This window comes from Pseudoalteromonas sp. CH_XMU1449-3, from assembly GCF_037027245.1.
GTDB lineage: Bacteria > Pseudomonadota > Gammaproteobacteria > Enterobacterales > Alteromonadaceae > Pseudoalteromonas > Pseudoalteromonas shioyasakiensis.
Window position 1 is genome coordinate 15,207 of the sequence record NZ_JAYMDY010000021.1, and the last position, 13,255, is coordinate 28,461.

At 43.3% G+C, this 13,255-nt stretch carries 9 protein-coding genes; 4 read left to right on the top strand and 5 right to left on the bottom strand.

The genetic code is table 11. The annotated features are described in order from the left end of the window. Positions 1 to 20 precede the first annotated feature (20 nt). Positions 21 to 4,967, top strand: a complete 4,947-nt coding sequence (locus tag WA256_RS18610) for a S8 family serine peptidase (RefSeq protein ID WP_335992822.1) — start codon at positions 21 to 23, stop codon at positions 4,965 to 4,967. Between the two features lie 63 nt (positions 4,968 to 5,030). Here the strand turns inward: WA256_RS18610 and WA256_RS18615 are convergent, their stop codons facing one another. Next, a complete protein-coding gene (locus WA256_RS18615; protein ID WP_335992824.1) occupies positions 5,031 to 6,176 on the bottom strand; it encodes a DUF1624 domain-containing protein in 1,146 nt (381 codons plus the stop codon). Then, positions 6,166 to 8,250 carry a TonB-dependent siderophore receptor gene (locus tag WA256_RS18620; RefSeq protein WP_335992825.1) on the bottom strand — a complete coding sequence of 695 codons (2,085 nt, stop codon included), beginning with the start codon at positions 8,248 to 8,250 and terminating at the stop codon, positions 6,166 to 6,168. Before WA256_RS18620 ends, WA256_RS18615 begins: the two co-directional genes overlap by 11 nt. Positions 8,251 to 8,427: 177 nt before the next feature. On the opposite strand from WA256_RS18620, the gene WA256_RS18625 reads away from it, so the two are divergent. Both WA256_RS18625 and WA256_RS18630 read left to right on the top strand, forming a co-directional pair. Continuing rightward, positions 8,428 to 8,892 carry an energy transducer TonB family protein gene (locus WA256_RS18625; RefSeq protein ID WP_269408189.1) on the top strand — a complete coding sequence of 155 codons (465 nt, stop codon included), beginning with the start codon at positions 8,428 to 8,430 and terminating at the stop codon, positions 8,890 to 8,892. Between the two features lie 85 nt (positions 8,893 to 8,977). Continuing rightward, positions 8,978 to 9,223: a DUF3297 family protein gene (locus WA256_RS18630; RefSeq protein ID WP_171037140.1), complete on the top strand. Its 246-nt coding sequence runs from the start codon at positions 8,978 to 8,980 to the stop codon at positions 9,221 to 9,223. 60 nt (positions 9,224 to 9,283) lie between these two features. Here WA256_RS18630 and WA256_RS18635 read toward each other — a convergent pair whose 3' ends face one another. From WA256_RS18635 to WA256_RS18645, 3 genes are read right to left on the bottom strand one after another with little or no spacing between them, the layout of a single operon-like run. Then, complete coding sequence (locus WA256_RS18635; protein WP_335992830.1) at positions 9,284 to 9,688, bottom strand: MerC domain-containing protein; 405 nt, start codon at positions 9,686 to 9,688, stop codon at positions 9,284 to 9,286. A gap of 45 nt (positions 9,689 to 9,733) precedes the next feature. Then, positions 9,734 to 10,201, bottom strand: coding sequence for a Fur family transcriptional regulator (locus WA256_RS18640; protein ID WP_055198507.1), 468 nt, complete (start codon positions 10,199 to 10,201; stop codon positions 9,734 to 9,736). Continuing rightward, positions 10,198 to 10,701, bottom strand: a complete 504-nt coding sequence (locus WA256_RS18645) for a ZrgA family zinc uptake protein (RefSeq protein ID WP_063530274.1) — start codon at positions 10,699 to 10,701, stop codon at positions 10,198 to 10,200. Before WA256_RS18645 ends, WA256_RS18640 begins: the two co-directional genes overlap by 4 nt. 138 nt (positions 10,702 to 10,839) lie before the next feature. On the opposite strand from WA256_RS18645, the gene WA256_RS18650 reads away from it, so the two are divergent. Next, positions 10,840 to 13,254 carry a TonB-dependent receptor gene (locus tag WA256_RS18650; protein WP_335992834.1) on the top strand — a complete coding sequence of 805 codons (2,415 nt, stop codon included), beginning with the start codon at positions 10,840 to 10,842 and terminating at the stop codon, positions 13,252 to 13,254. Position 13,255 lies beyond the last annotated feature (1 nt).

The following is a 13,255-nucleotide window of genomic DNA, read 5'->3' on the forward strand; positions in this document are numbered from 1 at the left end:
TTCGAGGGAAGTTAGATCACATGTTCAATATGAAAAAAGTATCAGTGATGGTCGCATCTGCACTTTACTTAGGTGTAGGTACGTCTGCTGCTGCGCTAAATGACCAGGCATGGCCAGAACAGCCAGCAGGCTATGCGCCAAAGCAAACCGTTACCAATGAATTTGTGTGGGAAGACAAGGTTAATAACACAGTTAAAAAACAAAGCCGCGTTTTCACACCAGAGAAAGATATTAGTGGTATTCAAACTTATATCGTGCAACTGGACGATGCACCAATTTCGACTTACCAAGGTGGTGTTAAAGGGCTTGCGAGCACTAAAGATGTGGTAATGCAGACGCAACAAGCAACAACACGCTCAACGCTTAATATGGCGCAGCCTGCTATCGCAACTTACGCTAACCACCTAGCAAGTAAGCGCCAATCAGTACTGAGTACTGCGATGAGTCAACAAGGCTTACAGCTAAATGTTGAGCGCACATTCAATGTGACATTAAACGGTTTCACCACCCAAATGACACAAGATGAAGCGAAGCGCCTTGCTAAAGTGGCTGGTGTTAAGAAGATCACTCGCTCAAAAATCTACAGCCTAAATACTTTTAATACCATTGAGCAAACCGGTGCTTCTGCTCTTTGGAGCACAAGTGCTAGCAACCCGAGCAGCAACAAAGGTGAAGGCACGGTTGTCGGTATCATCGATACGGGTATCAATACCGATCACCCATCATTTGCAGCTGTAGGTGGCGATGGCTACACTCACACCAACCCTCTAGGCGACAAGTACCTAGGTGACTGTGCAACTGCTGAATTTGCTGATCTGTGTAACGACAAGCTAATTGGTGTGTACTCATACCCTGAGATCACCGCAGCTTATGTGGATTCTGTATTTGAAGAGACTCGCCCAGAAAATGGTGAAGACTATAATAGCCATGGTTCACACGTTGCAGGTACAGCGGCAGGTAATATCCTTTACGATATTCCTTACAAACTGACTGAGTATGAAAGCCAATCATCTGGTTTAGAAACCAATGTAACTTTCCCGCAAGTATCAGGTATGGCGCCACACGCTAATATCATTTCATACCAAGTATGTTGGCCGGGTGGTTCTGGTGACCCTTATGCAGGCTGTCCAACAAGCGCAATCTTAGCTGCTGTTGAACAAGCTGCTATAGATAATGTTGACGTACTGAATGCTTCATTAGGTGGCCTTGAAGAAGACCCATGGAGCGACCCAATTGAGCAAGCGTTCATGAATGCAGCTGAAACTGGTGTATTTGTGGCGGTAGCGGCAGGTAACAGCGGCCCTGAATATTCAACGGCTGACCACTCTTCACCTTGGGTAACCACAGTTGCAGCTCATACGCCTTCAACTAAAGTCAATTTTGGTAACAAACAACTTAAAAACCTAACTGGTGGCGATACTGCAGCGCCAGGACCATTTGCTGGTGCAGGTGTAAACTTTAACGAGCTAACAGGTTTAATCGTTGCCGCAACTGACTTTGAAAATCCAAATGAAAGCTCAAGCTATGCGCTTGCCAACTGTGACAAGCCATTCCCTGAAGGGACATTTGATTTAGTTGATGACCCAGCAACCGCTATCGACGAAAGTGCGCAAGATGTGATTGTCGTATGTAAACGTAGTTCTTACCCGCTGTACTCTAAATCGCTAAACGTAGAGGCAGGTGGTGCTGAAGGTTTAATTATTTATAACCATGTATCATTCTACGATCGCTACACGATTCCTTCAGTCACTTACCCTATCCCTACCATTCACATTAAAAACGTCGATGGTACGAGCTTACTTGACTGGCTAAGCACAGGCGACAGCCACATGGGTACCATTGAAGCAACCGAAGGTACTGTAGATGCTGTAGATAAAGACCGCATTGCTTACTTCTCTGGCCGTGGCCCATCATACTTTGGTTTTGACACCTTACTTGTAGACGTTGCGGCTCCGGGTGTTGATATCTATGCGCCATCATCTGACGATCAACCATTTACTAGCAACCCTGCAACTTCAGACTGGCAATCTATGTCTGGTACATCAATGGCAAGCCCACACGTTGCGGGTGCGGCAGCATTGTTAAAACAATCTCATCCTGATTGGACACCAATGCAAATTCAATCAGCATTGATGTTAACTGCAAACAATCAAGTTGCTTTAGCACAGTACCTAAACAACTACACCGATGATGGCTTTGATGCTGCCCTTGCTGAAATGGGTTCAGGTAAAATGCAAGTTGAGCGTGCTGATAAAGCAGGCCTATTGCTTGATGAAACCATTGCTAACATGAGTGCTGCTAACCCAAGCCTTGGTGGCCGTGAAAAAGCACTAAACACAGCTTACATGGTTGATAATGACTGTGGCTTTAAGTGTACGTTTATCAGAACCTTTACGGCGACAGAAGACGCAAGCTGGACACTTCATACAGAAAACTGGATTGGTAATAGCAAAATTAGTGTTGAGCCAAGCAACTTTGATATTAAAGCAGGTGAGACACAAAGCATTGTTGTTACGGTTGAAGCAAGCCAACAAGCAACACCACAAGAAATTGTTGATTACACAGGTAACCAAGGTCAAATCGTAATGACCTCAAGCAATCCTGAATCACCAATTTTAGAAATGCCTGTATGGACTTTCGCTGGTGATACCGGTTTACCTGAGTATATTCAAATTGATGCTCACCGCCGTTCTGCAACGATGAAAGTGGGTCCATTCAATACTGATGAAATTAGCAACCTAACCACACAATCGTACGGCTTAGTAAAAGGCCAAGTTGAAACAGTACACCTATTCAACGACACCACACCAGGCGACCCATTCGATAGCGTAGAGGTTGAAGGTGAAGGCGAAGCTGTGAACAACAACCACATACAGTGGACGACAGTGCCAGAAGGCGCAAAAATGCTAAGCGCAAGCGTGATGAACGACACGTCACGTGTACTTGTGTTCATGGGTAAAGATAGTAACGGTGATGGCATTGCGTCTTATGAAGAAACGCTATGTATGTCAACGAGCTACACCCTAACTAACTTCTGTAATATTGTTGACCCTGAAGCGGGTGAATACTTTACGTTATACATGAGCCTACAGACTCTATCGTATGGTGAAGTTGATGAAGGTATCGAGGTATCATTTGCGACAGCGGTGACCACTGAAGACAATGGCTCACTCACTGTAACAGGCCCAAGCAGCGTACCAGGTTATGACCAGCTTGAGCTTGACCTTGCTTATAACTTACCTGATATGGAAGTGGGCGATATCTACTTTGGTGGCTTTGATATTGGTAGCAACCCTGAAGATGCGGGTAATCTTGGTTTTGTGCCAGTGATCATCGAGCAAGTTGATAAAGACGTGACCTTTACAGCTAACAAAGACAAAGCATTTGTGGGTGATTTAGTTGACTTCGAAATCAGCGTTATTGCTAATAACGAAGATGAAGCGCGTCAATTTGCACTAAACACTGAGTTCCCTGCGGGCGTAGACATTGTTCCTGACAGCATTGTCGCATCTAACTCAACGCCAGTAACACCAATGTTAGATAACAACGCTCTAGCACTAGTTGGTGTTCAAGAGACGACTAAAAATGTTGAGCGTAATTATAACATTACCACCAACATCACAGACGAAATGTGTTCATTAACATCGGCGCATTCACCAGATCCTCACTACCTAGAACTACGTGAGCTTGGCTGGCGTACACTAGAAGGTGTTGAAGGTCGTTACTACAACGAGTTTGAGTACACATTTAAAGAAATCATGAACACTAATCTTGATGTGTCATTCCCATTCTTTAACAAGTACCACTTTGACTCAATTAAACTTAACCCAGCAGGCTTAGTCACATTTGGTTCGCAAGGCCGTACTACGCCATTCCACGTTGAACTGCCTGAGGGTTACACTCAGCCGCCACCGCCGCCTTACCTAATCGCACCTTTCTGGGTTGGTGACAACACTATCCCAGAGCGTGTTGACGGTGGTTACGGTAACTATGACGCCAACGCCGGTATCACACCAACTTACACGGTATCGCGTGAGTGGTTAGTACTTGAGTGGGATAATATCCAGCGTTCAAGAACTGAAGGCCAATCTGTTGATGTTGAAATGTTCATGCGTATGGGCATTGACTATGAGCCAGGTGAATACGAGCTACTATTTGCTTATGACAACCTAAGCTTAGTTGATGCACAAGGTTCTATCGGCTTGAAAGCTGCTGATGGTCGTGGCTTTATCAGTGGTGATATTCCAATCGATTTAAACATCGGTAACAAGTACGGCTTCGACAATATGGACGAAGTACTACACGACAAACTGGTTGTGTGTCTTGACTACACAGGTCCTGAGATTTCTAAGTTTGACGTGAAATTCCAAGCGTACATTGGTGAGCAAGCGGCGAATCAAACGCATCAACTATCACTTACAAATGGTTTAGTTGGCGCAGATGATGAAACCATCACCCTTGACCTAGAAGTTATCGGTAACCTAGAAATGGCAGCCTTAACTGATATGTCGGTGGCAGAGAACGAAACGATTAGTTTTGACGTGCTTTATGCTGACGAAAACCAAGTGAGCAACCAAATCGAAGTGTTAGGCGAAAACTTCACTTATGAAGTATCTGGTCACACATCAGGTAGCACTGTGACTATCACGCCAGCGGCGCACTTCCATGGTGATATTGATGTAACAGTAAAAGTTAGCGACAGCGTTAACCCAACTGATGCAGCAATGAGTTCATTTGTATTATCGGTGATGTCTGATGGTGAAGAGCTTGGCTGTACTGATAGCTCAGCAACTAACTATGATGAAAGCGCCAATACTGACGATGGTAGCTGTACTTTCCCTGAGGCAGTGATTCCAGAAGCAGAGATTGAAAAAGACAAGAAATCATCAAGCGGTTCATTCGGCTGGTTACTACTAGCAGTTGCCCCACTGATGGCACTTCGTCGTAAAAAACCTCGAATTAACTAAGGATTAGTTAATTAGGATAGTAAGTAGGTAATGCCGATATGCTTAGCATATCGGCATTTTTCGTTATAAATACTTTAACCAAGGCTTGTTAGCCTTACGCTTGTATTCACTAAACTTCTTGGTTGGCCAATAAAGCCCTACTGCCAACAACAAAGTAATAAACCAAATACCTGATATATCACTGACTCCTAAATATTGCCCTTGATTTGCCCCCCAGATCAGCATGCCTATTTGATACATAAATAGCAGTACATAGAGGTGGAAAATATAAAAGAACATAGGCACAGAGCCATATACACGTAGCCCATTAGTAAAGCGGTTTAATGGTCTTTCAAATAACCATAAGCCAACAAACATGCCTGCTAACGTGATCAGCAAAAAGCTCAGTGACGGTGGGTACTTAGTCACGTTAAACACCGACATCATGGTTTCGGTTGTAGTGCTAAACGTTTGCCACGGCAAGGTTTCACCATAGATATTAAAACCACGCAGCAGCGCAAATAATCCCACACATAACAGGGCTAACAGTAGTAATGCTCGTTTACGCGAATCTGCCGATTGAGTGTGTGCATATAAAGGACCTGCATAGTAACCCAACAAAATTACGCCAATCCAAGGCAGCACTGGGTAGCTAATTTTGACGTCGATTAAACCGCCTTGTGATAGATAGCCTCGGTCATGCAAAATCGTCCACAGCGAGTAACCAAACTCATCGGGCGTAAAGCTGATTGGAGTCAGTAAGTTGTGACCAAATACAATAACTAAACCAAGCACCAGCAATAGGTTGCGTGGCAGCTTAATCAATGCTGCTAACACCAGCATACAAAGGCCAATCGCCCACATCACTTGTAGCCAAATGGTGTGATAGTAACCCATCCACGAAAAACAAATCAGTGTCACTTCGAGGGCGATTAAAAAAAGCCCTCGCTTGATTAAAAAGCTTCGTGCTGAGCGCGCCACGCCACTTGCTGGGTGACTATAAAGCCACGCCGACAAACCGGTTAAAAAGATAAAGGTTGGTGCACAAAAGTGCGCGGCAAAGCGGCTCCAAAACAGCCCCGGCGAAGTTGTATCAACAACCATGGGATCGGCCACCTGCATGTGCAAGAAAAATCGCTCTCGCACATGATCAAGTAGCATCAGCAGAATAACGACACCACGCATGATGTCGATACTGTGAATACGGCTTTTAACTTGCTCAGAAGTCATAACTTACGCCAAGTTTAAATTGCGTCGGCGCCCCTGGGTAGGCCCACAATGCATTGTAAGAACTGGCGATATACTGTTCATCAAACACGTTATCAACATTCAATGATACCGTTGTACGTTCAGTCGCTCGCCATTTAGCAAATAAACCAACAGTTTGGTAACTCGGTAAACGAAAAGTGAGATCAGCTGGGTCACCTAAGCGATCAGACACATATTGATAATGACCACCAATCTTTATTTCTTGTGCGAATAGATTTAGGTCATGGTTTAAGCCTATCGAAAGGTTATTCTTTGGTACGTTCACAAGTGGGCTACCTTTAGGAATTGGCACTAACCAATCAACATTTAGACTGTCTGATGCAGTCTCGGCATCAACATAGGCATAAGATAGGTTGTACTCGGTATTGTCACCCAATGAACCTGTTAAATCTAACTCAAAACCTGTGCTATTTGCTTTACCTACAGGTGTTGAATAACCCACATTTACTGGATCTGCCACCAGCATGTTGCTCTTGCTTGCATCAAAATAAGCAAGCGTACCGCTGATATTGGCGTAGCTAAATTTAACACCCACTTCAAACGAGTCACTTTCTTCAAAACCGAATGGATTACCCTCGGCATCGGTGCCGCTCAGTGGTAAAAAGCCTTCTGAATAGCTTGAGTAAAGGTTAATATCGTCATTAAGTGCGTAAACCACACCAAAACGTGGACTAATGCGGTTTTCTTTGCTGTTTGATGCCACACCAGACTTAGTCTCAAAAATATCTTGTTCAATTTCATCAAAACGCAGACCTAACATCACTTTTAAGTTATCGGTTAGATCTAGTTGGTCTTGCAGGTAAATACCGTACGCATTTTGCTGTTCGTTATTTTCGTACTGCATGCCCACTTCAGGGCCTTCAGTAGTGCTGTACTCTGGCTCATAAATATCAATGGTGTAAGTGCCATTACCACCACGGTAGCGATAAAGCCCAGTGCGCAGCTCATAGTCGTAACCGTCAACACCAATCAATACATGGTTGGTGATACCGGCAACATCAAAGTGACCGCTTAATTCAAAACGCAGCGATAAATCATCAGACTCATAGTCACGGTATCTGTGCTGGCGAGTTAAAGTTCTGCCATCATCAAATAATGACTGACGCGATGGTGAAAGCTCAGCATCTGACGAATAACCCGTTAACGTTGCAGTACGGTAACTAGCACCTAATAACAAGCTCCAATCTTGGTTAAGGTCGTTGCTGTAATTTAATTGATGGCCGCGTGAGTGCACTTTGGTTGGTGCATCATTTGGGTTACCTAAAAAGCGTGACTCAGGCACGGTATCAAAATCACCATTTAACACCACAATACCGCGGTCATACATTTGCTGTTGATCAACATACTCAAACTCATAAGTCAGCGATGAGTTATCGTTGATTTGATAATAAAGCGAAGGCGTAATCACGAATTTGTCGTGGTGTACATAGTCTCTGAAGCTGTCACTATCTTGCCATGCGCCATTGATACGAAACGCTAAATCATCGCTTAAACCATTAGTGTAATCACCTTGAATACGCTTGTGATCATCGCTACCGAACTCAGCTTGAAGTTGCCCTTGCTGATAAAACTGTGGCTTTTTAGTAATAATGTTTACTGTACCACCTGGCTCCGAACGGCCATAGAGTGCTGAGCCAGGTCCTTTTAATACTTCGATGTATTCAATGTTTGATACATCACGTGGGCCTGCAAAGCCGCGACCACCACTAAAACCGTTAAGTAAGTACCCAGACGGCATATTTTCGTTACCTGACAAACCACGAATTGAATAGCTATCCCACAGCGCGCCACCATTATTCTTACGGGTAATACTGGCAGAAAAATCCAGTGCATCACGAAACTTAGTAATACCGTTATCAGTCATCATGTCTTTACTTAATGTGGTGATCGACTGCGGTAAATCTTTTGTTGGAATATCACCACGAAACGCCTGTTTATGTTCAATGGTGATCGTTTCGATATCGCTGTTATCAGCTGCATGTGAATTCGCTGCAAACGCCGCAGCTAAGGCTAAACTAAGAGTTGAGTACTTCATAAGGTCTGATTGTAAAAGTTAAGAGAAATGATTTGTTATAAAATAACACAAATAAAAAATAGGTTATAGTATAACAATACATTTATCCCTTAATTTTTAGCCAAGCCTCTAGTTTACAAAGATAATTTTTAACGCTAAATTGGAATAGATTAAAAAACAAACAAGTTAAGGAAGACTATGTATAAATCACTTTTAGCATTAACGCTCGTATGCGCATCAATCAGCTCATTCGCAAACCCTGATTTATCACGTAAATTTCCATTTGTTGATATTCAAGCACAGGTACTCGATACCACAACAGATAAGCCTAGCTGGCAACGGCTGCCACCAATGCACCATGTACAATACCCGACAGGGCTGCTAAATCGACAAGGCAGTGGCTGCGCAATTGTCAACTTTCAGGTAACGCCAGAAGGCAATGTGAAAAACTTAAATATTGAAAATTCAGCACCTAAGCGCTTTAGTAAAGACGTTAGAAAGGCAGCAAGGCAAATAGTGAGAGACTGGCAATGGCCAGAGCGCACGGATGAACAAGTGATTGAGTTAACCATGCGTTTCGACTACTGCTTAACGCACGACTTCGATAAAAAGAGTGAAGCCGTTGCCATGTGCGTTGAGCATTCAGTACAAGCCTGCGAGTAAACAATAAATTTGCCGTGTAGATACTTGAGCCAATGCCAGCTATTGCCTACAATGGCGCACAATTTATTCAATGCAGATCGCAACTATGACTGATACACAAAAACCAGAATTACCAAACCAACTTTCTATCAATCCACGTAGTAAATTTTATGTGGAAGAAGTTTTCGAGCATGAAATTGGTGTAAAACTTAACGGCAAAGAGCGTTTTGACGTTGAAGAATATAATATCAGCGAAGGCTGGATCAAAGTCGCTTCTCCAAAAGCCCTTGATCGCCGCGGCCAACCTTTACTATTAAAAGTAAAAGGCACTGTAGAAGTATTCTACAAGTAATTCAGTTTTGCTGAATTAGCTTGTTGGCCAACACAATGGTTGGTCAACAAGTTTATATCTTTACGAGCTTAGACACTCCTCAGTCCCTCGTTTTTTCCCACACAAGCGAAAGTTAAACCAGTGCCCGGTGACGACAAAGAGCGAACCCAATAAAGTAAGTACTTTTTCGCCAGCCTCACCAATAACATTTTCGCCAAGCAGCACCGCTGCAGACAACAACACCAGCCCTGCACCACCTAGCATCAATAATCGATAACGTTTATGTTTTTTACACCCTAAAAATAGTGCTAATAAGCTGCTTGGCAGTACCGCAACTAACATCCAAAAATGAAATTGCTCGTTACCTAAACCCAGTGCTGCAGCACTTGGTAATAAAACCAATAACACAGGCACAGCTAAACAGTGAATAGCACACATAGCTGATAACCCGATGGCAAACTTGTCCATTATTTCTTGTAATTTCACTGAATAATTCCTACAAAATTGAACACATGAATTATAAAAAGTGCATCAAGCAAGTTTTGCTTGGCACTCATTGCATACTCCCAGCATTTCAAATTGCTTTGTTTGTGAGGTAAAACCTGCATCATCAAAATGCGGGAAAAGCTTTGCAACGTCACTGTGTGAAACCGCTAAAGTCTCAACTTTTTGGCAGTGACGGCAAATCAAAAACAAAGAAGTCTCACGCTTAAAAACCTCACTGTCGGTACCGTAAGCGATATATTTGTTAGCACTATTAAGCCTGCGAACAAGGTTTACCGACTCCAAAAAACTCAAGATTCGATAAACAGACATAACAGATACACTTGAACTTGTGCGCAGCTTGTAGCAACTGGCCAATTCGTAGGCCGATAACGGCACGTCTGTGGTTAGTAATATTTGCAGTATTTGCTTGCGCTGAATGGTGAACTTTCTGCCATGCTCAAGGCAAACCTGCTTCGCTTTATTAAGTGTGCTGGTTAATCGCTGTTTATTCATAGCGGCCACTCAATATAAGGTTTTGTTGCTGTCAGCTCTGCTATCCCTTGCGCTTGCTCTGTGATCCACTGTGCTTCGATAACAGATATTGCTTCAGCCCATGCAAATAAAGTAACTGTGACTTTAGAGACGGGCTTATCACAGTTAAACGAGTATTCAACTTCTAAGTCTTGATGTGAATCATGAGTGTGATGCTCAAATGGGTTTTCAAAATTTGCTTGAGTAAGCTTACATTCGCCGTTAAATGTCACTAGCTGCTGTGAATTTGCTAATTGGGCTAACGTTTGTTTAATGGTTTGCTTTTGCTCAGCTGTTTCGGGCTGATGCTCAAAGCCAAAAATATCTCCAGCCGGTAAAATGAATTTAACCTGCCACTTGTCTTGATCATGAACCACAAAAAGCACTCCCTCACCATGTGAATGATGATGGTGTTGATGCCCTTGAGCTGAAAAGATACATCCAACCATAAAGCATATCACTGCTAATTTTGCTGCTTTCATAACCCCAATCACTCCATTTACCTCACTTTAAACATGCTGTTACAAAAAAGAATAAAACTCATTCGTCGATTCACACTTGATACATTATAACAATTAAAGCACAATTGATATATTATAACATATCTATAATGGTGAATAATGAATAACATCTCAAGAGTGGCTGTCGTCATAGCAGCGTTATTACCAGCCAGTGTTTTGGCACAATCAATCAAAGGCGTTGTTTTAAATAACCAAGGTAAAGCGGTGGCTAATGCCACAGTTGACCTTGAAGGGTCTGATCAAAAAGTAACAACTAACGACAAAGGTGAGTTTGAAATCAGCGGCTTAAATAACGGCTTAAAAGAGCTACATATTTCAGCGCCAGGTTATGCTCACTTACATCGAGATATCACACTTGCCAATGACCAAGACCACAGCACAACTTTTAATCTAAAACGCTCACCGATTGAAGTGATTGATGTTGAAGCAACGCCGATTCATATGTCGGCAATGGAATCTGCCTCACCTGTTAGTGTGTTATCTGGCGAACAATTAAGACGCCAACAAGCATCAACGCTTGGCGATAGCCTCGAAAAGCTGCCGGGCGTTAACACAAACTTTCATGCCAAGGTTGCCAGTACGCCTGTGATCCGTGGTTTGAGCGGCCCACGTGTTTTAATTACGCAAAATGGCTTAGATGTAAGTGATGTGTCACGTGTTGGCCCTGATCACTCAGTGGCATCGGAAGCATCAACAGCGCAGCAAATTGAAGTATTACGTGGCCCAGCAACTCTTTTTTATGGCAGCGGTGCAATTGGTGGTGTCGTCAACGTAGTTGACAGTCGCGTACCAACAGACAGCACAACACGTGGTGAATGGAATCTAGAACATAACTCTGTAGATGAGCAAAAAGTTGCTTCGTTTAATGCCACCACAGGAACAGAGTCATTTGCCTTTTATGCTGATGCATTCTGGCGTGAATCAGACGATTACGAAGTACCTGTTGCCGCCGATATTGACGACACAGAGCACAGCTCAAAGTACGTAGTAGAAAACAGTAATGAAGACTCAGATGGCTTTACTGTAGGCACTAGCTACTTATTTGAGCAAGGTTACCTTGGTGTTGCGGTTGAGCAATTTAACCGCCAATACGGTATTCCTGGCCATACTCATGGTGAAGAAGAAGAGCATGATCACGAAGAAGAGCACAGCGAAGAAGAAGCTGTTTTTGCTGATCTTGAACAAACCAAAGTCCAGCTACTTGGTGAATACAATATCGACAGTGAGTGGCTAAGCAAAATTAACTTACGTGCAGGCCACACTGACTACGAACACGCTGAAATCGAGCACGGTGCTGTAGGCACAACTTTCAAAAATGAAACCAATGAGCTGCGCGTTGACATTTTGCATAGCCAATTTGATGAGTGGAATGGTGGCGTTAGCTTTCATTACAAAAAAAGTGATGTAGAAGCACAAGGCTCAGAAGCATTCACCCCTCCTTCTGTTACTGAAAGTATTGCTTTTGCAATTATGGAAGAAAAGCATTTTGGCGATTTTTTAGTGCAATTAGGTGGTCGTGTTGAGCGAGTTACTATTGATGCTAACAATGTGCTGTTACCTGAGATCGATGCCCATGCACATGATGAAGACGGTGATGAGCACGACCATGATCATGACCACGAAGAACCCGGTTACACACGTGTATTTGATGTTGCCCAAGAGTTTACACCGGTCAGTTTATCAACAGGTGTGGTATGGGATTTTACACCGGGTTATAACCTAGGTTTATCGGTATCGCGTTCTGAGCGCGCTCCGTCTGCTTCTGAGCTGTTATCTTTTGGCCCACACATTGGTACTGCAACTTATGAAGTTGGTGCGCTATTCGACACTCATGATGGTCATTTTGAGCTATCAGAAGAGGCTATCGACTTAGAAACAGCAAATAATATCGACCTGACATTCCGTAAAACCGACGGTGATATTGGCTTTATCTTCAATGCCTTTTACAACCAAGTAGATAACTATTATTACCAGATCAACACAGGCCTATACGCTGAAAGCGGTCATGATCACGACCATGGCGACGAACATGATCACGAAGAAGAGCACGATCATTCATCTGAACTACCGGTTTATTTATTTAAAACAGACGATGTGATTTTACATGGTTTTGAAGCGCAAGTTGCTTGGCAGCTAAGCGACGAATTTAAAGTCGACTTATTCTCTGATTATGTACGCGCGCGCCTAAAAGACGGCGGAGATTTACCACGTACTCCACCACTGCGTTTTGGTACTGAGTTTAGCTATCAAACAGAGAATCTAACGGCAAATATTCACGTTACGCGCTACCAAGAACAAGACCGCATAGCACAAGAAGAAACCACAACAGACGGCTACACCCTTGTTGATGCCAGTATTTCTTATGATTTATCGGTACTGAACCAAGACCTATCGCTTTATTTAAAAGGCACAAATTTAACGGACACAGAAGCCCGCGTTCATAGCTCATTCTTAAAAAATATTGCACCACGTCCTGGGCGCAGTTTTGCGCTTGGTGTTCGCGGCTACTTCTAAA